Source organism: Paraburkholderia phosphatilytica, from assembly GCF_003443895.1.
GTDB lineage: Bacteria > Pseudomonadota > Gammaproteobacteria > Burkholderiales > Burkholderiaceae > Paraburkholderia > Paraburkholderia phosphatilytica.
This window is the reverse complement of the sequence record NZ_QQOA01000002.1, coordinates 76,255-97,242: the sequence shown is the minus strand read 5'-3', so window position 1 is coordinate 97,242 and position 20,988 is coordinate 76,255. Positions and strand designations below refer to the sequence as shown.

Annotated in this window: 17 protein-coding genes; 7 read left to right on the top strand and 10 right to left on the bottom strand. The window is 66.8% G+C overall.

Features of this window, described 5'->3' with window-relative positions; all coding sequences use genetic code 11:
- Positions 1–22 precede the first annotated feature (22 nt).
- From DVS29_RS02240 to DVS29_RS02225, 4 genes are all read left to right on the top strand, one after another.
- Positions 23–1,027, top strand: a complete 1,005-nt coding sequence (locus DVS29_RS02240; RefSeq protein WP_118178818.1) for an alpha-ketoacid dehydrogenase subunit beta — start codon at positions 23–25, stop codon at positions 1,025–1,027.
- Between the two features lie 4 nt (positions 1,028–1,031).
- Complete coding sequence (locus DVS29_RS02235) at positions 1,032–2,144, top strand: acetoin dehydrogenase dihydrolipoyllysine-residue acetyltransferase subunit (protein ID WP_118178817.1); 1,113 nt, start codon at positions 1,032–1,034, stop codon at positions 2,142–2,144.
- A 2-nt stretch (positions 2,145–2,146) separates the two neighbouring features.
- Positions 2,147–3,094, top strand: coding sequence for a lipoyl synthase (gene lipA, locus DVS29_RS02230; RefSeq protein ID WP_118178816.1), 948 nt, complete (start codon positions 2,147–2,149; stop codon positions 3,092–3,094).
- Positions 3,095–3,314: 220 nt separating this feature from the next.
- Positions 3,315–6,833, top strand: a complete 3,519-nt coding sequence (locus tag DVS29_RS02225) for a response regulator (RefSeq protein WP_118178815.1) — start codon at positions 3,315–3,317, stop codon at positions 6,831–6,833.
- Positions 6,834–6,849: 16 nt separating this feature from the next.
- Here DVS29_RS02225 and DVS29_RS02220 read toward each other — a convergent pair whose 3' ends face one another.
- From DVS29_RS02220 to DVS29_RS02205, 4 genes are all read right to left on the bottom strand, one after another.
- Complete coding sequence (locus DVS29_RS02220) at positions 6,850–7,203, bottom strand: hypothetical protein (RefSeq protein ID WP_118178814.1); 354 nt, start codon at positions 7,201–7,203, stop codon at positions 6,850–6,852.
- 265 nt (positions 7,204–7,468) lie between these two features.
- Positions 7,469–7,711, bottom strand: coding sequence for a HepT-like ribonuclease domain-containing protein (locus DVS29_RS02215; RefSeq protein ID WP_476704095.1), 243 nt, complete (start codon positions 7,709–7,711; stop codon positions 7,469–7,471).
- A gap of 125 nt (positions 7,712–7,836) precedes the next feature.
- Positions 7,837–8,127 (bottom strand): nucleotidyltransferase family protein, encoded by a 291-nt coding sequence (locus DVS29_RS02210; RefSeq protein WP_118179055.1) that lies wholly within the window; start codon positions 8,125–8,127, stop codon positions 7,837–7,839.
- A gap of 315 nt (positions 8,128–8,442) precedes the next feature.
- Complete coding sequence (locus DVS29_RS02205) at positions 8,443–9,837, bottom strand: MFS transporter (protein WP_118178813.1); 1,395 nt, start codon at positions 9,835–9,837, stop codon at positions 8,443–8,445.
- 196 nt (positions 9,838–10,033) lie between these two features.
- On the opposite strand from DVS29_RS02205, the gene DVS29_RS02200 reads away from it, so the two are divergent.
- Positions 10,034–10,252, top strand: coding sequence for a ribbon-helix-helix protein, CopG family (locus DVS29_RS02200; protein ID WP_118178812.1), 219 nt, complete (start codon positions 10,034–10,036; stop codon positions 10,250–10,252).
- Entirely contained in the window at positions 10,246–10,611 is a 366-nt protein-coding gene (locus tag DVS29_RS02195) for a type II toxin-antitoxin system VapC family toxin (protein ID WP_118178811.1), read from the top strand. Before DVS29_RS02200 ends, DVS29_RS02195 begins: the two co-directional genes overlap by 7 nt.
- Before the next feature lie 2 nt (positions 10,612–10,613).
- On the opposite strand, the gene DVS29_RS02190 is transcribed toward DVS29_RS02195, so the two are convergent.
- From DVS29_RS02190 to DVS29_RS02180, 3 genes are all read right to left on the bottom strand, one after another.
- Positions 10,614–11,588 (bottom strand): substrate-binding domain-containing protein, encoded by a 975-nt coding sequence (locus DVS29_RS02190; RefSeq protein ID WP_118178810.1) that lies wholly within the window; start codon positions 11,586–11,588, stop codon positions 10,614–10,616.
- 71 nt (positions 11,589–11,659) lie between these two features.
- Entirely contained in the window at positions 11,660–12,697 is a 1,038-nt protein-coding gene (locus DVS29_RS02185; RefSeq protein WP_118178809.1) for an ABC transporter permease, read from the bottom strand.
- Positions 12,694–14,214, bottom strand: coding sequence for a sugar ABC transporter ATP-binding protein (locus tag DVS29_RS02180; RefSeq protein WP_118178808.1), 1,521 nt, complete (start codon positions 14,212–14,214; stop codon positions 12,694–12,696). Before DVS29_RS02180 ends, DVS29_RS02185 begins: the two co-directional genes overlap by 4 nt.
- Positions 14,215–14,481: 267 nt before the next feature.
- Here DVS29_RS02180 and DVS29_RS02175 point away from each other — a divergent pair, with 267 nt between their 5' ends.
- Entirely contained in the window at positions 14,482–15,480 is a 999-nt protein-coding gene (locus tag DVS29_RS02175) for a LacI family DNA-binding transcriptional regulator (RefSeq protein ID WP_118178807.1), read from the top strand.
- Positions 15,481–15,489: 9 nt separating this feature from the next.
- Here the strand turns inward: DVS29_RS02175 and DVS29_RS02170 are convergent, their stop codons facing one another.
- From DVS29_RS02170 to DVS29_RS02160, 3 genes are read right to left on the bottom strand one after another with little or no spacing between them, the layout of a single operon-like run.
- A complete protein-coding gene (locus tag DVS29_RS02170) occupies positions 15,490–18,306 on the bottom strand; it encodes an Hsp70 family protein (RefSeq protein ID WP_118178806.1) in 2,817 nt (938 codons plus the stop codon).
- 13 nt (positions 18,307–18,319) lie between these two features.
- Positions 18,320–20,191, bottom strand: coding sequence for an Hsp70 family protein (locus tag DVS29_RS02165; RefSeq protein WP_118178805.1), 1,872 nt, complete (start codon positions 20,189–20,191; stop codon positions 18,320–18,322).
- On the bottom strand, positions 20,188–20,772 hold the full coding sequence (locus tag DVS29_RS02160) for a DUF2760 domain-containing protein (protein ID WP_118178804.1): 585 nt from the start codon (positions 20,770–20,772) through the stop codon (positions 20,188–20,190). The genes DVS29_RS02165 and DVS29_RS02160 overlap by 4 nt, the downstream gene beginning before the upstream one ends.
- Positions 20,773–20,988: the final 216 nt, after the last annotated feature.

Below are 20,988 nucleotides of genomic sequence, written 5' to 3'. Positions count from 1 at the left end.
CAGGAATCCAAAGGAGACAGACATGGCACGGAAAATCACTTACCAGCAGGCGATCAACGAGGCGCTCTCGCTGGAAATGGCACGCGACGAAAGCGTGATCGTGATGGGCGAGGACAACGCGGGCGGCGCTGGCGCGCCCGGCGAACAGGACGCATGGGGCGGCGTGCTCGGCGTCACCAAAGGGCTCTTTCACAAGTATCCGGGGCGCGTGTTCGACACGCCGATCTCGGAGGGCGGCTTCATCGGCGCAGCGGTGGGCGCGGCCGCGTGCGGTATGCGGCCGGTGGCCGAGCTGATGTTCATCGACTTCATGGGCGTGTGCTTCGACCAGATCTTCAACCAGGCCGCGAAATTCCGCTACATGTTCGGCGGCAAGGCCGTGACGCCGGTCGTGATCCGCACGATGATGGGCGCGGGTCTGCGCGCGGCCGCGCAGCACTCGCAGATGCTGACGTCGCTGTTCACGCACGTGCCGGGGCTCAAGGTGGTGTGCCCGTCGAACCCGTACGACGCGAAAGGCTTGCTGATCTCAGCGATCCGCGACAACGATCCGGTGATCTTCTGCGAGCACAAGCTGCTGTATTCGCGCGAGGGCGACGTGCCCGAGGAGTCGTACTCGATTCCGTTCGGCGAAGCGAACATCCTGCGCGACGGCGACGACGCGACGATCGTCACCTACGGGCGGATGGTGCATCAGTCGATGGATGCGGCCGAACAGCTCGCGAAGGACGGCATCCAGGTCGACGTCATCGACCTGCGCACCACGTCGCCGCTCGATGAGGACACGATCCTGGAGAGCGCGGAGCGCACCGGGCGCGTGATCGTCGTCGACGAGGCGAACCCGCGTTGCTCGATCGCGACCGACATCGCGGCGCTCGTCGCCCAGCGTGCGTTCCATGCGCTGAAAGCGCCGATCGAACTCGTGACCGCGCCGCACACGCCGGTGCCGTTCGCGAGCGTGCTGGAAGACCTGTACATCCCGTCGTCCGCGCAGATCGCGGCCGCCGTGCGCAAGACAAGGAGCTGACGCAATGCCGATCCACATGATCACGATGCCCAAGTGGGGCCTGTCGATGGAGCAGGGGCTGGTGAACGGCTGGCTCAAGGCCACCGGCGACAAGGTGACGAAGGGCGAGGAACTGCTCGACGTGGAAACCGACAAGATCTCGTCGGGCGTCGAATGCGCGTTCGACGGCACGCTGCGCCGGCAGGTTGCGCAGGAGGGCGACACGCTGCCGATCGGCGCGCTGCTCGGCGTTGTCGCGGACAGCGATGCAACCGACGCCGAGATCGATGCCGCGGTGGAGACGTTCCAGCGCGATTTCGTGCCGCTCTCCGCGGACGCCGGCGACGGCAGCCCGCAGCCGGAGAAAGCGCAGATTGCCGGCCGCACGGTGCGTTTTCTGAAGATGGGCGAGGGCGGCACGCCGGCGGTGCTGATCCACGGCTTCGGCGGCGATCTGAACAACTGGCTCTTCAATCACGCCGATCTCGCGCAGCATCGCGAAGTGTGGGCGCTCGATCTGCCGGGGCACGGCGAATCCGCGAAAGCGGTGGAAACCGGCAGCGTCGACGAACTCGCCGATGCGGTGCTCGCGTTCCTCGACGATCGCGACATCCAGCGCGCGCATCTGATCGGGCATTCGATGGGCGGTCTCGTCGCGATGACGGTTGCGCGCAAGGCGCCCGCGCGGGTCGCATCGCTCGCGTTGATTGCGAGCGCGGGGCTCGGCGACGAGATCAACCGCGCGTATATCGAAGGCTTCGTGGCGGGCAACAGCCGCAATTCGCTGAAGCCGCACGTCGCGCAGCTGTTCGCGGATGCATCGCTGGTGACGCGGCAACTGGTGGAGGACATCGTCAAGTACAAGCGGCTCGAAGGCGTCGACGACGCGTTGCGCAAGATCTCTACCGCGGCGTTCGAAGGCGGGAAGCAGCAGCGTAATCACCGCGCGCAACTGGGTGAACTTGCACCGCGCGTGCAGGTGATCTGGGGCGCGCAGGATCAGGTGATCCCGGCGCAGCACGCGGAAGGGCTGCCGGCGAACGTGCGCGCGAAGGTGTTCGACGGCAAGGGGCACATGGTGCAGATGGAGGCTGCATCAGACGTGAACCGGCTGCTGAACGACTTCCTCGGAGGCTGACGATGAGCGCGAGCACCACCGCGCTTGGCCAGCACGGCGCGCGCAGCCGCGACAAGCTTGCGCGCATTCCGGTGAAGATCGTGCCGATGCGCGATGGCGACGCGCTGCCCAAACCGCCCTGGCTGCGCGCGCGGCCGATGATGAGCGAGACGGTCGCGTCGATGGCCGCGGTGCTGCGCGAGCATCGGCTGCATTCGGTGTGCGAGGAGGCGATGTGCCCGAACATCGGCGAATGCTTCGGGCAGCGCACCGCGACCTTCATGATCATGGGCGGCATCTGCACGCGCCGCTGTCCGTTCTGCGACGTCGCGCACGGCCGCCCCGATCCACTCGATGCACAGGAACCCGAGCGTCTCGCCGATGCGGTCGCGGCGCTCGGGCTGCGCTATGTGGTGATCACGTCGGTGGATCGCGACGATCTGCGCGACGGCGGCGCCGCGCATTTCGCGCGTTGCGTGGCGTTGCTGCGCGAACGCGTGTCGGGCATCGGCATCGAGATCCTGACGCCGGATTTTCGTGGCCGCATCGAGCGCGCGCTCGACGCGTTGTCCGCGGCATGGCCCGACGTGTTCAACCACAACATGGAGACGGTGCCGTCGCGCTATCGCGCGGCGCGCCCCGGCTCCAACTACGCGGGCTCGCTGCGCTTGCTGGCCGAGGTGAAGCGTGCGGCGCCCAACGTGCTGACGAAATCCGGCTTGATGGTGGGTCTCGGCGAAACCGACGACGAACTGCGCGCCGTGTTTGGCGATCTGCGCGCGCACGACGTCGATGTGCTGACGCTCGGGCAGTATCTCGCGCCTTCGCGGTTTCATCTGCCGGTGCAGCGCTATGTGAGCCCTGACGCATTCGCCGCGCTTCGCAATGACGCGCTGGCGATGGGCTTTCGCGAGGTGGTGGCGGGGCCGCTCGTGCGCTCGTCGTATCACGCCGGCGACGTGCTGCGCTAGACGCACACGGCAGCCACCCGGGCGGCCGCCATCCGCCCGCCTCGCGCGTAAGCCCAACGCACACCCTACGCCAATCTCGCGCAGTTCGCAGACATCGTTCACGACGTTCGGTATCATTTCGCCGGTCTGTCGCACGCGTATCCGCGTCGCACCGACCCGCGAGGATCCGGCGCTGCCCGGCTTGCAGCGCCCAGCGATAACCAATACCGACAACGACGCCATGCTGACCCGCACCCGCATCGACCAGACCGCGTTTCGCCGCATCCTTCAACGCAACATCGCGCTGCCGCTCGGCGCCGGTATCGCCACCGCGATCACCTTTCTCGCTCTCGTGCTGTACCTGCTATCCGCGCTGAACTGGGTCGACCATTCGGAGCGCGTGATCGGCGACGCGCAGGAGATCGCGGGGCTCGTCGGCGACAAGGAAAGCGCGCTGCGCGGCTTTCTGCTGACGGGCGACAACGCGTACCTCGACACCTTCAACACCGCGCGGCCGAAGCTCACGGCGGAAATCGCGTCGCTCGCGAAACTCGTCGACGACAACGCGCCGCAGGTCGACCGGATGATCCGCATCGGCGCGCTGCAGCAGCAGTGGGACCAGGTCGCCGACCGCCTGATCGCCGAGCGGCGCGCGGGCTCGAACGTGACGACGCTCCTCGCGACAGGCCCGGGAAACGCGGAACGCAAGGAAACCAGCCGAGAGCTGGAGATGTTCCTGAACATCGAGCAGACGCTGCGCCTCGAACGCGTTGCGTCGTCGCGCGACCTGACGACCATCACGGTCGCGGTGTTCCTCGTCATTAGCCTGTCGCTGTCCGCGCTGCTCGCGTGGTTCGGGCGGCGCGAACTCACGCAGCTGTCGGGCGCGTACGACGCGGCGCTCGGCGAGCACGAACTGCAGACCGCGCGCCTGCAGGAGCAGGCGTGGCTGCGCACCGGGCAGACCCAGCTCAACGATCGCGTGATCGGGCGGCAATCGCTACCGGCATTGAGCCAGGCGGTACTGGAATTTCTTGCCGAATATCTCGACGCGCCGGTAGCCGCGTTCTACGTCCGCAACCGGGACGGTGAACTGCAGCGCACCGCGCTCATCGGCGGCGGCGCGGCGGCCAATGCACCGGCCAGCCTGAGCGGTGCGGCGAATCTCGCCGGCCAGGCGGTCGCGACACGCAGGCTGATGGTGATCGACAGCGTGCCGGCGAGCTACTGGAAGGTGAGTTCGGCGCTGGGCGAAGCGGTGCCCGCGAGCGTCGCGGTGCTACCGGTGGAGAACGGCGGCACGCCAAACGGCGTCGTCGAACTTGGCTTCATGCATCCGGTTGCCGAGCGCGACAGCGAATTCCTGAAGCTCGTCGCGGCGAACATCGGCGGCTTCGTCGAGGCGGCGCAGTATCGAGAGCGTCTGCAACGCGCGCTCGAAGAGACGCAGCAGCTGAATGAAGAAATGCAGATGCAGCAGGAAGAGCTGCGCACCTCGAACGAGGAGCTCGAGCAGCAGACCTCGGCGCTGGTCGAATCGCGCGCCTATCTCGCGAACCAGAAGGCCGAACTCGAACAGGCCAACGATCATCTGTCGGAACAGGCGCGCCTGCTCGACGAGAAGAACGGCGAGCTCAATCTCGCGCAGCTGGAACTGGAGCGACGCGCGGCGGATCTGCAGCGCGCGAGCCGCTACAAGTCGGAGTTCCTCGCGAACATGTCGCACGAACTGCGCACGCCGCTCAACAGTTCGCTGATCCTGTCGAAGCTGCTCGTCGACAACAAGGGCGGCAACCTCACCGACGAGCAGGTCAAGTATGCGTCGACGATCTACTCGGCCGGCAACGACCTGCTGACCCTGATCAACGACATTCTCGACCTCTCGAAGGTCGAAGCCGGCAAGCTCGACCTGCAGCTCGAAACGCTGCCGCTCGACACGCTGCTCGACACGATGCGCCGCACCTTCGAGCCGATGGCGAAACAGAAGCAGCTCGCGTTCACCGTGCAACGCCTGCCCGGCACGCCCGCGACGATCGCGACCGACGGGCGGCGTCTCGCGCAGATCCTGAAGAATCTGCTGTCGAACGCGATCAAGTTCACGGACAAGGGCTTCGTCGCGCTCACGCTCGGCATGGACAGCGCCGATACCGTGCGTTTCACCGTGCAGGACTCCGGCATCGGCATCGAGCCGAAGCACATGGAGTCGATTTTCGAGGCGTTCCAGCAGGTGGACGGTACGACGAGCCGCCAGTACGGCGGCACCGGGCTCGGGCTGTCGATCTCGCGCAGCCTCGCCGCGCTGCTCGGCGGCGCCGTTACGGCGACGAGCGAGGCGGGCGCGGGCAGCACCTTCACGCTGACGCTGCCGGTCCACGCGAGCGCGGCGCTCGCCGCGGCGGCGGCCGCGACGGCGCTGGTCGATGCCGTGGCGCCGTCCACCACATCGCCGGAGGCTTCGGCTGCGCATCAGCTGGAATTCACGCCGGCCATCGGAGCCGCGCTGCCTGGCGAGCGGGTGGTCGCGTCAATGGACCTGCCCGCCGCAACGATCGCCGACGACCGCGATCTCGATCCCGGCGACCGCCGTCTCGTACTCGCGATCGAAGACGACACCGAGTTCGCGCAGGCGCTGCTCGATCTCGCGCACGACCTGCGCTACCGCTGCATCGTCGCGACCACCGGTGCGGATGGCCTGAAGCTCGCGGAGCACTACCAGCCGCACGCGGTGCTGCTCGACATCGGCCTGCCGGACCGCTCGGGGCTTTCGGTGCTGCAGGAGCTGAAGGCGAATCCGCGCACGCGGCACATTCCGGTGCACGCGGTGTCCGCGTACGACCGCAACGAGACCGCTTTGAAGCTGGGCGCGATCGGCTATGCGATGAAGCCGACCACGCGCGAGCAGCTGGCCGTGATCTTCGAGCGGCTGGAGGCGCGCAGCCGGCAGGCGGTCAAGCAGGTGCTGGTGGTGGAAGACGACGCGCGGCAGCGCGACAGCATCGTGCAGCTGATCAGCGAGGAAGACGTGGTGGTGAAGGCCGTCGATTCCGGCCAGCAGGCGCTCGATGCATTGAAGTCGACGATCTTCGACTGCATGATCGTCGACCTGAAGCTGCCCGACATGCAGGGCGGCGAGCTGCTGCAGCGAATGACGGAAGCGGACAACCATTCGTTTCCGCCCGTCATCATCTACACGGGACGCAGCCTCGCCGAGCACGAGGAAGCGGAGCTGATGCGCTATTCGCAGTCGATCATCATCAAGGGCGCGCGTTCGCCTGAACGGCTGCTCGACGAAGTCACGCTGTTCCTGCATCAGGTGGAGACGAGTCTCTCCAGCGACCGGCGCACGATGCTCGACGTGTCGCGCGCACGCGATCGCGCGCTGGATGGCCGCAAGGTGCTGCTCGTCGACGACGACATCCGCAACCTGTTCTCGCTCAGCAGCGCGCTCGAACATCAGGGCATCCACGTGCAGATCGCGCGCAACGGCATCGAGGCACTGGACGTGCTCGAGCGTGTGCCCGATATCGACATCGTGCTGATGGACGTGATGATGCCGGGCATGGACGGCATCGAGGCGACGCGGCGCATTCGCGCCACGCCGCGCCTGCGCAAGCTGCCGGTGATCGCGATCACCGCGAAGGCGATGCGCGACGATCAGGAGCAGTGTCTCGATGCGGGCGCGAGCGACTACCTCGCGAAGCCGATCGACGTCGACAAGCTGTATTCGCTCTTGCGGGTGTGGATGCCGAGGCTGGGGTGAGGCGGGCGCGCGGAGCCTAGCGCGATTCGGTGCGTTCGCGGCAGAGGTTGAGCATCCGCTGGATCATGGTGCTCGAATAGTTGAGCCCCATTTCTTCGGTAAACAGTGCCTGGACGCTCGACAGGCGCACCGCGATACCGGCGTCCAGCAGTTCGCGATCGGCGATGCGGATGGCCAGCTGGCCGATCGTCAGGCGCTCGAGCCAGTCCATCGACACCACGTGCCGCGCGAGCCACGCGCGGCAGTTCGCGACCACATGGTCGACGCGCCACTCCTGGGTCAGCGCGTACGACGCCGCGGCCGTTGCCACTAGAAAGCAGAGCAGGTCGGCGCGTCCGTCGGGCATCGAATCGATATCGCGGTTGTGCATCCCGGTTGTGCGTCCTTTTCGTTCCGAACACGGGGAGTGGGGCGCGAAGGCGTTTGGGTTCCGGCCCTCGCGACGCTTGCGGCCATACTCCAGCGATGTGAGGGCAGGCGGGCCGGGATTCAACCAGTATCGGCCCGGGTGCGTGCCCCGATGGGAAACGGTTAAGTGTAGCTGAGTCTGACGTGAGGGCACGTCTTCTGCGCTATGCCCCGATGTCGGGCGACGGGGAGGTTTGATCAACGCGATTCAAGCTACGCGGCGCGCGTCAAGGATTCGCGTGACCGTCGTCGCTGTCGGGACGTGCGACCAGTAAATGCTCGAGTAAGGTCGGTAAAGCCGTTTGCACGGTGTCCCACACGACGTCGAGGTTGATGTCGAAGTAGCCGTGAGCAATGCGGTTTCTCATGCCTCGCATACTGCGCCACGGGATTTCCGGATGTGCCTCGGCGAACGCCGCGTATCCTTCCATCACTTTTGTGGCTGCCTCACCGATGATAACGAGGCTCATGATTACGGCCTGCTACGTACGCTTGTCGGCGAGGAAATCGTCCTTGGCCAATCCTTTCGCGAAGTCGCACGCATTCGTCGCTGCCTGCTGCATGTGATCGAGGTAGTCGGGCAGGCGGTTTTCGGTCATACCGGTCGCGCCTCGGCAAGGACTTTGGCTCGGAACTTTGGCGGCAGATCAGCCGGAGTCAACAGATCGACATGAACGCCGAGCAACGATTCCAGTTCGTCCTGCAGGCCGCCGAGGTCGAACAGCGTCGCGCCGGGCAGCGCATCCACCAGCAGGTCGAGGTCGCTGCCGTCCTGGTCAGTTCCGTGCAAAACGGATCCAAACACGCGCGGATTGGCCGCGCGGAAACGACCGGTCGCCTCGCGCACTGCGCTTCGCTTCGTGTCGAGCACTTCTGACGGCCGCATGAACATCCCCTCGCATATCAACGAAATGTGATGATAAGCAACCGCGGGTTGTCGATCAACCGTCCGGGAGTTCTGGGGAGACGTTGCCCGGACAGCGGGCCCCTGTGGGGCAGTCTTGGGTGAGGCCCGGCAAATGCGCCGCAGGCTGGCCGGAGAGGCAAAAGGAACGGTGGCTGGCAGCCACGGCAATCCGGTTGATCGCTGAAGATGCCGCCGTGGTGGGAAATTCGATGTCGACGCGATGGAAAGGTCCGACCGACGTCGCCGGAGAGCTGCCACCGCGACACCCGCCGCGGCAGCGCCCAAAAACCACCCTTACGCGTGCTCGTGCTCTTCCTTGCCCGGCACCGCGTGGCCGCGCAACGAACAGCCTTTCGTTTCGATCACGAAGCACAGCGCGAGCGCGCCGATCGCACACGCGGCCATCACGTAGTACGCCGGCACGAGCGGGTTGCCGGTCTTGCCGACGAGCCAGTCGTTGATGATCGGCGCGGTGCCGCCGAACAGCGACGTCGAAATGTTGTACGCGATCGCCATGCCGGCATAGCGTACGTGGGTCGGGAACATCGCCGGGAACATGGCCGAGATGCTCGCGAGCTGCGGCACGTACAGCAGACCCAGCACCGCGAAGCCGATGAACGCACCCATCACGCCATGATGCATCAGCACGAACATCGGCAGCGCTGCGACGAACAGGCCGACGAGCGAGAACCACCACATCGTCTTTCGGCCGAAGCGATCGGACAGCGCACCGGCGAGCGGCAGGAACGCCATCATCGTGAGCATGCCGATCAGCGGAATCAGCAGCGACAGGTTTTCGCTCACGCCGAGCTGGCTGTGCATGAAGGTCGGCATATACGCGAGCAGCACGTAGTTCACCACGTTGAGCGCGACGACGAGACCGCCGAGCAGCAGCAACGGCCTGGTATAGTGCGCGAACAGCTCCTTCAGCGGCACCGGCGCGTGCTTCTCGTGCGCGGCCTGCTCTTCGAGTTCGCGGAACACCGGTGTTTCCTCGAGACGCGAACGCAGATAGAAGCCGACGAGACCCAGCGGCGCCGCGACGAAGAACGGCAGACGCCAGCCCCACGAGTGCATCGCGTGATCGCCGAGCAGCAGCGAGAAGCCGAGCATCAGCAGCGCGCCGAGCGAAAAGCCCGCGAGTGTTGCGAATTCGAGGAAGCTGCCGCAAAAGCCACGGCGTTTGTCCGGCGCATATTCGGCCATGAAGGTCGCCGCGCCGCCGTATTCGCCGCCAGTCGAGAAGCCCTGAATCATTCGGAGCACGATCAATGCAGCGGGCGCGATCCAGCCGACGCTCGAATAGGGCGGAATCACGCCGACCAGCAGCGTCGCGGCCGACATCATCAGCACGGTCAGCGCGAGCACGCGCTTGCGGCCGAGACGGTCGCCGAGCGGGCCCCAGAAAAGGCCGCCGAGCGGACGGATCAGGAACGAGATCGCAAACGTGCCGAGCGCGAACAGCGTCGCGCTCGCGGCGTTGCCGGGAAACAGCGCGGCTGAAATGTAGGCGAGGCCGTACGCGTAGATGCCGTAGTCGAACCATTCGGTCGCATTGCCGAGCGCGGCAGCGGCGATCGCGCGTTTCAGCAGGTTCGAGTTCGCGGCCTCGCGGTCGGGCTGATGGACGCTGCGGTCCTGCGGAGCGGCCGCGGTGGAAGCGGGGTTCCATGATTGCGCGTAACGCATGGGGAGTCCTCGGTCTGGCTGCGGCCCGTCGGGCCGCTTCGTGAACCAAGATACCCGCGCAAATTGCCCTGGCCGATGTTATAGGACGATGTTGATATCGGGGGTTTCCCCGATATGGAGAAGGGGCAAACGCGCTGGAGCATTGCAGCATTCCGTCAAATTATATACGATATGTATATCATGATAAGGAGGCGCAATGAGCCGCATTCTGATTGATTTACCGGATGAGCAGATCGATGAACTGGCCGCCATCGTCGAGACGGAACAACGTCCGCGCGCAGCGTTGATCCGCGAAGCGATCGAAGCCTATATCGCGCTGCACAAGCGAGGTCTAGGCGCCGATGTGTTCGGGCTATGGAAGGGCCGGAAAGTCGACGGTCTCGCCTACCAGCAGGAGTTGCGTTCCGAATGGTGAAAGCGCTCTTCGATACGAACATCCTGATCGACTATCTGAACGGAATCGCTGCCGCGAAGAAGGAACTCGCGCGCTACGAGCATCGCGCGATCAGCGTGATCACGTGGATGGACGTGCTGGTCGGCGCATCCGCCGGGCAGGAGGCCGCGATTCGCGCGTGGCTCGCGTCGTTCGACGTGATCGTCATCGATAACGCGGTCGCGAACCGGGCGGTGGAAATTCGCCAGGCCCGGCGGATTCGCCTGCCCGACGCCATCGTGTGGGCGTCGGCGCAGGTGCACTCGCAGCTTCTGGTCTCCCGCAACACGAAAGACTTTCCCGCGGACGAGCCGGGCGTCCGCGTGCCGTACAAGGTTTAGCCCTAGAACTGCTCCTTCCCATACAACGTCTTCGCGTTGTCCTTGTCGATCCGTTGCGTCGGCACGGTCACGTTGCGTGGCACGTCGGTTGCGCAGTCGATCAGGATCTTTTTCGCGAGTTCCAGCGCCTGCGCGGCGCCGGTCGGATACGTGTAGGTCGCGGCCCACTGGCCGTCCGCCACCGCGCGAATCCCGCCTGAAGGACCGGGCAAGCCATCGGTGCCGATGATCTTCACCTGATCCAGCTTGCCGGCCTGTTTCGCGGCGATATACGCGCCGGCGGCCGCGAGGTCGTTGCTGGTGTACACGAGCTTGATGTCCGGATGCGACTGCAGCATCGCGGAGAACACCGTCACCGCCTGATCCTCCATCCAGTCCACCGGCTGCACGGCCACGAGCTTGATCTTCGGATTGGTCGCGATGCCTTCCTTGAAGCCGTCGAGCCGCTCGATAGCCGGCGACGAGCTCGGCAGTCCTTCGAGCACGGCCGCTTCGCCGCCCTCGGGCATCAGCGTCTTCGCCGCCCAGATGCCGGCTTCCTTCGCGATCTCGCGGTTGTCGCCGCCGACGAACGACGTGTAGTCGTTGCCCGTCGTCTTGCGGTCGAGTTCGATCACCGGCACGCCCGACTTGTACACCGCCGATACCGACGGCGTGAGCGGCGCTGCTTCATACGGCGAGATCATCAGCAGGTCGACGTGCTGGGTCTGGAAGTTCTCGACCTGCGAGACCTGGGTATTCACGCTCGCCTGACCGTCGGCGATCACGAGCTTGAATTTCGGGTAGTTCTTCACGAGCCGTTCGAGCTCGTGATTCACGTGCTCGCGATACGGCTCCTTGAAATTCGCCTGGCTGAAGCCGATCACGTAGTCGTTGTTCGGTCCGCATTCCTTCGCGAGCGGCTTGCCCGCCGCCCACGTGCTCGTGGCAAATGCCGCGCTGGCCAGCAGCACCGTCGTATGCCGAAGTACCTTCATGTCCCAGTCTCCTGTGTTTTGATTAACCTCGATCGGCTCGACATTGGTTCATGCTCAAGGCGCGCCGAGACTCACCGCTTCGCTCCTCCACGTCCAACCACATAGGTTTGCAGGGCAGCGGCGATCACGATGATCGCGCCCGTCGCGAGCAGCTGCATCGCGGCGCTGACGTCGTTCAGCTGCAGGATGTTGGCGAGCGCGCCCAGCATGATCGCGCCGGCAATCGTGCCGATCATCGAACCCGATCCGCCGAACAGGTCCGTGCCGCCAATCACGACGGCCGCGATCGCATTCAGCTCGTAGCCGGTGCCATCGTTAGGGCTACCGAACGAAAACTGGCCCGCGTGCACGATGCCCGCGATCGCCGACGCGAAACCCGTCAGCGCATACACCGAGATGCGGATCGTGCTGACCGGGATGCCCGACAGCCGCGCGGCCTTTTCGTTGCCGCCCACCGCGACCACGTAGCGTCCGTAGCGCGTGTTGTTCAGCACCAGCGCCGCGATCACTGCGAGCACCAGAAACACCAGCGTCGCGACCGGAAACACGCCGCCGATGCGCGTGCCGAGAATGCCGAACGCGGCCGGCGCGTTGCCCGGCCCCGCACCGTAGGTGATGTTGATAAACGCGTTGTTCGATGCGATCAGCGACAGCCCGCGCGCCACCTGCAGCCCCGCGAGCGTCACGATGAACGCCTGGATGCGGAACCGCGTCGAGATCAGGCCTTGCACCGCGCCGAACACCACACCCGTCACCACGACCACGGAGAGCGTGCTGACGAGCCCCCAGCCCTCGTTGATGAAGAGCGTCGCGGTCAGCACCGAACACAGCCCGAGCACCGCGCCGACTGACAGATCGATGCCCGCCGCGATGATCACGAACGTCATGCCGAGCGCGAGGATGCCGGTCTCCGACACCGAGCGGATGATGTTCGCGACGTTGTCCGGCGCGAGGAACAGGATGTGGCCATGCCGGTGCGGCGAAAACAGGATGCCGGCGCCGACGACGAGAATCAGCCCGAGGAGGCTCTGGAAGCGCACTAGGTAAGCGAGCACGTTCTGGCTCGGACGCGGCGCGCCGGTGGACGGCGACGAGGGCGCGGCGCTCATGCTGCGAGTTCCTCCTGTTCGCTGATGCGACGTACCTCGTCTTCGCTCGGGTTCGGCCCGAACTCGTGGATCGTGCGGCCGCGGCGCATCGCGACGATGCGGTCGCACAGCCCGATCAGTTCCGGCAGTTCCGACGATGCGACCAGCACGCCGAGCCCATCTGCGGCCAGGCCGCGCAGGCGTCGATAGATTTCGGCCTTCGCGCCGACGTCGACGCCGCGCGTCGGTTCGTCGAGCAGCAGCAGGCTCGGGTCGTTCAGCAGCTCTTTCGCGAACACCACTTTCTGCTGGTTGCCGCCCGACAGGTTCACCACCTTCGCGTCGGGCAGACGTGGACGCACGTCATACTCGTTCAGCGCGCGCACGACTTGCCTGCGCTCCAGCGCGCGCGACACGAGACCGAACGGCGTCACCTTCCGCAGCGTCGACATGACCGCGTTCTGCGCGACGGTCTGGTGGAGCACGAGGCCAGCGCCGCGCCGGTCGTCGGTGACGAATGCGATGCCGGCATGGCGCGCCGCGTGAATGTCGCCGAGCCGGACCGGCTTGCCGTGCATATCGACCGTGCCGCGCCAGCGTCCGTTGGCGCCGAAGCCGTACAGTGCCGACAGCAGTTCGGTGCGGCCCGCGCCCATCAAGCCCGTCAGGCCGACGATCTCGCCGCGATGCACGGTCAGCGACACGTCGCGCGGCGCTTGCCAGCCGGCTCGCGGAATGGCGGGATCGAACGCTGCATGATCGAGGCGCAGGATCAGATCGCCGACCTTGTCGGCGCGTGGCGGAAACAGATCGGCGAACGGACGGCCCACCAGCAGTTCGACCAGCGTCGCCTGCGGCGCATCAGGACCCGCGGTGCCGACGACGGCGCCGTCGCGCATCACCGTCACGCGATGCGCGATGCGCGTCACTTCTTCTAAACGATGCGAGATATAGACGATGCCGACGCCGCGCTCGGACAGCTCCTTGATGACGCCGAACAGATGGTCCGCCTCGAGCGCGGACAGTGCCGCGGTCGGCTCGTCCATGATCAGGATGCGGGCATTCGCGGACAGCGCCTTCGCGATCGCGACGAGTTGCCGTTCGCCCATCCGCAGGCTGCTGACGGGCAGCGTCGCGTCCAGCGACACGCCCGCGCGCGCCAGCAGCGCCTGCGCATCGCGACGCATGTCGCGGGTGGCGAGCACGCCGTGGCGCGTGATTTCGTTGCCGAGGAACAGGTTGGCCGCGATGTCGAGACCCGGCACGAGGTCGAGTTCCTGCGGGATCATCGCGATGCCCGCCGCGTGCGCGTCGCGCGGGCTCTGGAACGACACGTCGGCGCCGTCGAGGCGGATCGTACCTTCGTCCGGCGAGACCGCGCCGGAGAGCACGCCCATCAGCGTCGACTTGCCCGCGCCGTTTTCGCCGAGCAGCACGTGCACTTCGCCGGCCGCGAGGTCGAAATCCACACCCTTCAGCGCGTGCACGCCGCCAAAGCGCTTGTGAACGCCGCGCACTTCGAGCAGGCGCGCGCTCATGACGAAGCTGGCCGGCCCTGCGGTTCGGGCATGCTCATGTGTCTCCTCCGAACGATGGGATTCTCCATCGCATCGCTGTACAGGTTAGGAAGCCGCAAGCGGTTGCGCAAGCGCTTGCCTTGCCCTGTTTACCCTTATATGCACGCAAGTACCGCTTGCCGGAAGATCGCATTCGCGGGCATCCGGCACCAGTACGCGGGTGATCCATCGGCGTTCTGCGAATGTCCTGGCGCATGTAGTAAACGCGCAGCAAAAGAGGAGGGGGAGATGGCGACGCTCGCTGATGTCGCGCGCGTGGCAGGCGTGGCGACCTCGACGGTTTCCCATGTGCTGAACGGCACGCGCTTCGTCAGTGCGGAGACGACGCTCGCGGTGCAGAACGCGATGCGCGAAGTCAACTACACGCCCAACACGCTGGCGCGGGCGCTCGCGCGCTCCACCACGAACACCATCGGCCTCGCGATTTCATCGACGAAGAACTGCTACTTCGCCGACGCGATCAATGCGATCGAAGAAGAATGCGAGCGGGCCGGCATGATGGTGCTGCTCGCCAATACCCGCGACGATCCGGAGTACGAACTGAAGATGGTCGCCGAGCTGCACAAGCGGCGCGTGGACGGCCTGATCATCGCGCCGGCCTGCGGGCCCGGCAACGCGTCGCTTACGTACCTGCGCGAGCGGCACATTCCCACCGTGATGGTCGACCGGCTGCCGGACGTCGCGCTCGATGGCGTCGCGGTGGAAGGCCGCCGCTCGCTCGCGGCGATCGTCAGCCATATCGTCGGGCATGGGCATAAGCGCATCGGCTTCATTGGCGGGCCGGCCAGCTTCACGACCGCGCAGGAGCGGGTGGAAGGCTTTCGCGACGGCCTGCGCATGCATGGCCTGACCATCGACGAAGCGTGCATCTCGATCGGCCACAACGAATTGACCACCGCCACCGAAGCGGCGGTGCGCATGATCACGGCCGCGAAGCCGGTGACCGCGATGATCGGCGGCAACGACCTGACTACCGTCGGCATCATGCTCGCGGTGCGGGAGATCGGCCTGCGTGTGCCGGCTGATCTCGCGGTGGCGGGCTTCGACGATTTCGCGTGGGCCGACGCGTTCGAGCCGCGTCTCACCGCGATGGCGCAGCCGTATCACGCGATCGGCCGGACCGCGGCCGAGTTGCTGAAGAGCCGCATCGAATCCGCGCACGGCGAGCCGAGAATCGTGCGGCTGGATCCGCACTTTGTGATCCGCAATTCGTGCGGCTGCCCGTAGCGACAGACGCTAAGCGGCGTCGATCAATTTGAGCCCCGCCGGCAAAGACTCGCCGAACACGCGCCCGCTGTCCGCCGCTTCGAGCTCCACCACTTCGCGCAGCATCGTGATCCACACCGGCGCGGCGCCGAGCGTCGCGAGACGCTTCGCGACGGCCTCGCGCGCGTCGTCGGGCAGATCGCGCGAGCGGTCGCCGGTCAGCCGCGCGAGCTGCACCGCGGCGAACGCGGCGGGTTCGACCTTCTTCCAGTCGAGTTCGAGCACCTGGTCGAGCCAGCTCAGCGCGACCTCCGGCGGCACGACGCGATGCGCGCTGCCGTAGAACGGCATGCGCGCGCCGATGCGGCCGATCGCCCACCACGTCTGCGCATGTTCTGACGGCTTGCGCAGGCGCTCGAACAACTGCGTGGCGAGCTCGATCTTGCGCTCCACCGGAATCCGTTCGAGCGACGCCTGCACACGGATCATGTCCGCATAGCCGACCTTCGCCGGATCGAACGGCAGCTTGCGTTTCTTGATGCTGGCCGCCTGCAGGAAGTCCATCGCGTCGAGCAATTGCAGCTGCGCGTCTTCGCTCAGACCGCCGGCCGCGCGGCGCCACAGCGTCCACCATTCCGACCACACGCGGCTTTCATGGATGTATTGGATGCCGTCGTCGAAGATCGTCCACAGTTCGCCGACGCGCCATTCGTCGAGCGGATGGCCGAAGCCCGGCCGCGCGCAGAAGCCCGCGAGGTTGAGCCACAGGCGCTCGTGATCCGCCGAGCGGCGTCGGCGTTTCGCGCGTTCCCACAGCGCGTCGAACAATGCGCGCAGCTGCGCGAGGTCCCATTGATCGCGCGGACCGAGCGTCTGCTCCAGCTGCGCGCGCAACCGCTTGATCTCACCCGGCGCGACCTCCGCGGCGCGCGCGCCGAACGAGCGCTCGATCAGTTCGATTGCATGCGCGAGCGATGCATTTGACTGCGTTTCCTCTTGCTTCGAATCCGACGATGCCTCGTCGCGCCTTAGCTCGAACTGCAGCTTCCAGCGTTGCGACGGATCGTCGATTGCGATGCAGGTCATCTCCAGCGTGCCGACCTCGGTCATCGATGCGGTCAGCCGCACCGCGCGTTCATCTTTGTCGCTCGCGTGCTGCCGTTGCACGACGGTGGCGAGCGGCGGCAGCCGCACGAAGTCGCCGTCCGACAGATCGGTGAGTTCGCCCGCGCGAAACGCGGTGTCGGCGACCGTGGAGACAAGCGGGAAGCGCACCGGCTGACCGAGGCGCAGCGCGAACACGCGCTCGTCGAGATGCACGTCGTGGCCTTCTTCGGTGCCGCGCGGCAGCAGGCACACGCCTTGATCGTCTTCGAGCACCAGAAAATAGCTGCGCGCCGAGCCGCCGCCAATCCGCGGCGCAGTGCCCGCGCGCGCCAGACCATAGGCGACCGCGCCGCGTGCGACCGCGACGTCCGGGCGTTCGTTGTTGAGCACGTTGAGCGGTGTGCCGCGCCATGTGCTCAAGGTATCGGCGAGCCTCGCGGTCAGCGCGTGTGCGCGAAACACGCCGCCGTTCAGCAGCAGCGTATCGGGCACAGTCAACGCACCACCATCGCCAGTCGCGCCAAGCGCTTCGCGCGACTGCGCCACGTGCCGTGAGAGAAACGCCGCCACGTGCCGGGTGACCGCGGGATCGCTCGCATACGGCAGCCCGAATTCGACGATCGCCGCGCGCGAACGTCGCGGCAGATCATCGGCCGCGACCTGCGGAAAGAAACCGTCGACAACCACCTGTGCCACTTCGTCGCGTGAGAGATGCGTCGTGCGCGCGCCGCCGACGAGCCTCGACCCCGCGCCAAGCACGGTGATCGCGACCGATGCGGGCGCATCCGATGCGAGCAGCTGCTCCTTCGCTACCCGGCAGCGCTCGACGAGCTGCGCAAGACTCGCCGCCGAAAGCCGCGCCGGTTCCTGCGTGCCTCGCGTTCCTTGCGCCGCCTGCTGCCCCTGCACGAGCCGCGATTCCACGAGCCGCGCGAGCGCGAGGTCCATGTTGTCGCCGCCGAGCATCAGGTGATTCCCGACGCCGATACGCGTCAGCCGCGGCGTGCCGTCGGCGTCGATCTGCACCTTGATCAGCGTGAGATCGGTGGTGCCGCCGCCCACGTCGCAGATCAGCACGAGCTGCGTCGTAGCAAGCGCCATCGCGAGTTCATCGCGGCGCTCGAACAGCCAGTCGTAAAGCGCGGCCTGCGGTTCTTCCAGCAGCCGCAACGCGGGCAGACGCGCGAGCTTCGCCGCTTCGAGCGTCAACGCGCGCGCGCCTTCATCGAACGATGCAGGCACTGTGAGCACCACGTCCTGGCGTTCGAGCGGCGCATCGGGAAAGCGCGCGTTCCACGCGGCCCGCACGTGCGCGAGATAGCTCGCGCTCGCCACCACCGGCGACACCTTTGCGACGTCGTCGGGCGCGCCCCACGGCAGGACCGGCGCGAGCCGGTCCACCGACGGATGCGACAGCCAGCTTTTCGCGCTCGTCACGAAGCGCCCCGGCACCTGCGCGCCGAGCGCGCGCGCGAGCTGGCCGCCTACGGACGCAGGCAGATCGCCCGGCACGCGGTGGTCCTGCTGCTGCGCGTGCCACGGCGGCTGCAGGTCGCCCGGATTCAGCTCGCCCGCCGCCGGGTGATAGCGCACCGACGGCAGCAGCGGCTGCGCGCCGACCTGGCCGGGCGCGACCAGCTGCTCGACGTCGAACACGCGCATGTCCGTCGAGCCGGCCGCTGCGTACGCAACGACCGTGTTGCTGGTACCGAGGTCGATGCCGACCGTATAGCGTTTCATCGGCGAAGCGCGCTCACATGTCGCTAGCGCCGCCCGCGCCGCCGCGCACGTCGAACTCGACCTTCCAGCGTTCGTCCGTGCCGCGCGGGATCGCTTCGAGTTCCAGCGTGCCGGCTTCGGTCACGCGCGCGTGCAGCCGCACGGGGACCACTTCGCCGGTGCCGCGGCCCTCGGCGGGCAGCGATGCCTCGATCTCGTCGAGCTCTTGCAATTCGTCCGCAGACCAGTAGTCAAGCATCGTGCCCACCTGGTCCTGGCGCCGCACCGACGAGCCGAAGAAACGAAAACGCACCGGCTCGCCGACGACGAGGCCGAACTCCTGCTCCGGCAACGGCGCATCGGTGCCTTCCTCCATGCCGAACGGCGCGACGCACAGCGCGGACACGGGCGGCTCCATGCCGGGCACGGCCGGCATCGCCGATTCGATCGCGACGTAGTACGAACGCGCGGTGCCGCCGCGAATCCGCACGCCGCGGCCGCGCTTCACGAAGCCGTAGTACGCCGCGCCGCGTGCGACCGCGAGATCAAGGTCCGCGCCTTCGAGCAGCCGCGCCGGCTCGCCGCCGTCCGCCTGCAGCCAGCCATTGAGCGTCGTCATCAGCCGCTCCACCAGCAACGGCGACTTGAACACGCCGCCGTTAAACAGCACGGCGGTCGGGTGCAGGAACGTCGAGTTGGTTTCGAACGGCGCAGCCGACGAGCCATGCATGCCGTCGAGTTCCGCGAGCGCGCCGACCTGGCGGCCGAGGAACGCGGCGAGATGGCGCGTGATGCCCGCGTCCTGCGCATACGGCAGACCGAGCTGCGTTAGGCCGGTGCGCGCGCGGCTCACCGGACGCGCGGCCGAATCCACCGGCGGGAAGAAGCCTTCGAGGATGATCTGCGTGAGCTCCGCGCGCGTCAGCTCGGTGCGGATCGACCCGCCGATCAGCTTCGAGCCGCGGCTCGGCACGACGAGCGGCACGGTCTCCACCGACGGATCGGACAGCAGCGTTTCCTTCGCGCTGCGGCACGCGTAGGTGAGGGCACGCAGCTGCCACGGATCGGCCTGGGTGCCCTGCGACGCGAGCTTGCGCGCGACCACGTGCGCGAGCGCGAGGTCCATGTTGTCGCCGCCGAGCAGGATGTGATCGCCGACCGCGACGCGATGCAGTTCGAGATTGCCGTCGCGTTCGATCACGGCGATCAGCGACAGGTCGGTCGTGCCGCCGCCCACGTCGACGACGAGAATCACGTCACCGACCTTCACCGACTTGCGCCAGCCGCCGGTGCTTTTCTCGATCCAGCTGTAGAGCGCGGCCTGCGGCTCTTCGAGCAGCGTCATCGCGCCGTAACCCGCGACGCTCGCGGCTTCGGCGGTCAGCTCGCGCGCGGCCGGATCGAACGACGCGGGAATCGTTACCGTCACGTGCTGCTGGTCGAACGGCGCATCGGGATGTGCGTGGTTCCACGCTTCGCGCAGATGCGTCAGATAGCGGACCGACGCATCGAGCGGCGACACGCGCGCGACTTCGGGCGGCGCATCCGACGGCAGGATCGTCGCGCGACGGTCGACGCCCGGATGGCACAGCCAGCTTTTCGCGCTCGACACGAGCCGGATCGGCGTGCCCGCGCCTCGGCTGCGCGCCATTTCGCCGACCGCGAAGTCGCGCTCGCCAGTCCACGGCAGCGCGAGGTCGCCAGGCTTCAGTTCATCGGCGTGCGGCAGATACAGGAACGACGGCAGCAGATCGAGCTCGGCGATCGCGCCGGGCGTGGTCAGCTGCGCGATCGGCATCACGTGCTGCGTGGTCTTGTCTCCGTCGCTCGCGGCGAGGTCGACGTACGACAGCGCGCTGTGCGTGGTGCCGAGGTCGATACCGATCGAATAACGCGGCTCGCTCATAGTTCCACCTCCGCAGGCGCGATCACGGCCGCGTCATGGCTTTGCGTGAGCTTCGGCAGCCGCACGTCGGTGACGCGCCAGCCGCGGTGGCTGATGCTGCCGTTGAACGGCGGCTTGCCGACCACGTTGCCCGTCAGACGGATCGCGGTGGCGTCGAAGCCTTCGGCGATCGTCACGCGCGTGCCTTCGGTTTCGTCGCGCACCGGGCGAATGGTGAAATGCTCGCGCAGCGTCGCGCGGCAGCCGTCGTGGACGAGGCGCGCAGCCGCGCCGATGTCGGCGTCCGCGTAGTTCGCGATGTTTTCCTCGAGGAAGTCGACGAAGCGGCCGCCACGTTGCAGCAGGCCGAGCAGTTGCAGCGCGGCGTCGGGGCCGGCTTCGCGGAGCGTCGGGGCGGGCACGGGTGCTGGTGCGGGTTTGACAGGCGCAGCTGCGGGTGCGGGCGCTTCGGCTTGCGGCGGAATGGTGCCGCGCTTCAGGCGCAGCACGTCGGCGGCGAACCCGCCGTCGCCGAGAATGCTGAAGAAGGTGCTGAATGCAAGCGAAAGCCTGCCCGTCAGCGACAGTCTGGATTCGGTCATGAAAAGATCGCTCCTGATCGGCGTGGGTCGTGCGGCGCGCATGGGCGCCATGCGCGCACCGGGTTTGAGCGTGACAGCGCGGCAGAGTGGCCGCGCGCCGAGCGTCGAAACCCGTATTTTGCCTTGTTGCGGAGGGAAGACTGTCCGCGGCGACGCCTGACGCGTCATCAACGCGTCATTCAGCGTGCCGATGAGCGTCGGATTGGGGCGTCGACG

Coding starts and splice junctions, on each gene's coding strand:
- DVS29_RS02225 (WP_118178815.1), top strand. CDS start 3,315: ATGCTGACCCGCACCCGCATCGACCAGACCGCGTTTCGCCGCATCCTT.
- DVS29_RS02175 (WP_118178807.1), top strand. CDS start 14,482: ATGGCGACGCTCGCTGATGTCGCGCGCGTGGCAGGCGTGGCGACCTCG.
- DVS29_RS02165 (WP_118178805.1), bottom strand. CDS start 20,191: ATGAGCGAGCCGCGTTATTCGATCGGTATCGACCTCGGCACCACGCAC.
- lipA (WP_118178816.1), top strand. CDS start 2,147: ATGAGCGCGAGCACCACCGCGCTTGGCCAGCACGGCGCGCGCAGCCGC.
- DVS29_RS02190 (WP_118178810.1), bottom strand. CDS start 11,588: ATGAAGGTACTTCGGCATACGACGGTGCTGCTGGCCAGCGCGGCATTT.
- DVS29_RS02215 (WP_476704095.1), bottom strand. CDS start 7,711: ATGAGCCTCGTTATCATCGGTGAGGCAGCCACAAAAGTGATGGAAGGA.
- DVS29_RS02235 (WP_118178817.1), top strand. CDS start 1,032: ATGCCGATCCACATGATCACGATGCCCAAGTGGGGCCTGTCGATGGAG.
- DVS29_RS02160 (WP_118178804.1), bottom strand. CDS start 20,772: ATGACCGAATCCAGACTGTCGCTGACGGGCAGGCTTTCGCTTGCATTC.
- DVS29_RS02200 (WP_118178812.1), top strand. CDS start 10,034: ATGAGCCGCATTCTGATTGATTTACCGGATGAGCAGATCGATGAACTG.
- DVS29_RS02170 (WP_118178806.1), bottom strand. CDS start 18,306: ATGAAACGCTATACGGTCGGCATCGACCTCGGTACCAGCAACACGGTC.
- DVS29_RS02240 (WP_118178818.1), top strand. CDS start 23: ATGGCACGGAAAATCACTTACCAGCAGGCGATCAACGAGGCGCTCTCG.
- DVS29_RS02210 (WP_118179055.1), bottom strand. CDS start 8,127: ATGCGGCCGTCAGAAGTGCTCGACACGAAGCGAAGCGCAGTGCGCGAG.
- DVS29_RS02195 (WP_118178811.1), top strand. CDS start 10,246: ATGGTGAAAGCGCTCTTCGATACGAACATCCTGATCGACTATCTGAAC.
- DVS29_RS02180 (WP_118178808.1), bottom strand. CDS start 14,214: ATGAGCGCGCGCCTGCTCGAAGTGCGCGGCGTTCACAAGCGCTTTGGC.
- DVS29_RS02185 (WP_118178809.1), bottom strand. CDS start 12,697: ATGAGCGCCGCGCCCTCGTCGCCGTCCACCGGCGCGCCGCGTCCGAGC.
- DVS29_RS02220 (WP_118178814.1), bottom strand. CDS start 7,203: ATGCACAACCGCGATATCGATTCGATGCCCGACGGACGCGCCGACCTG.
- DVS29_RS02205 (WP_118178813.1), bottom strand. CDS start 9,837: ATGCGTTACGCGCAATCATGGAACCCCGCTTCCACCGCGGCCGCTCCG.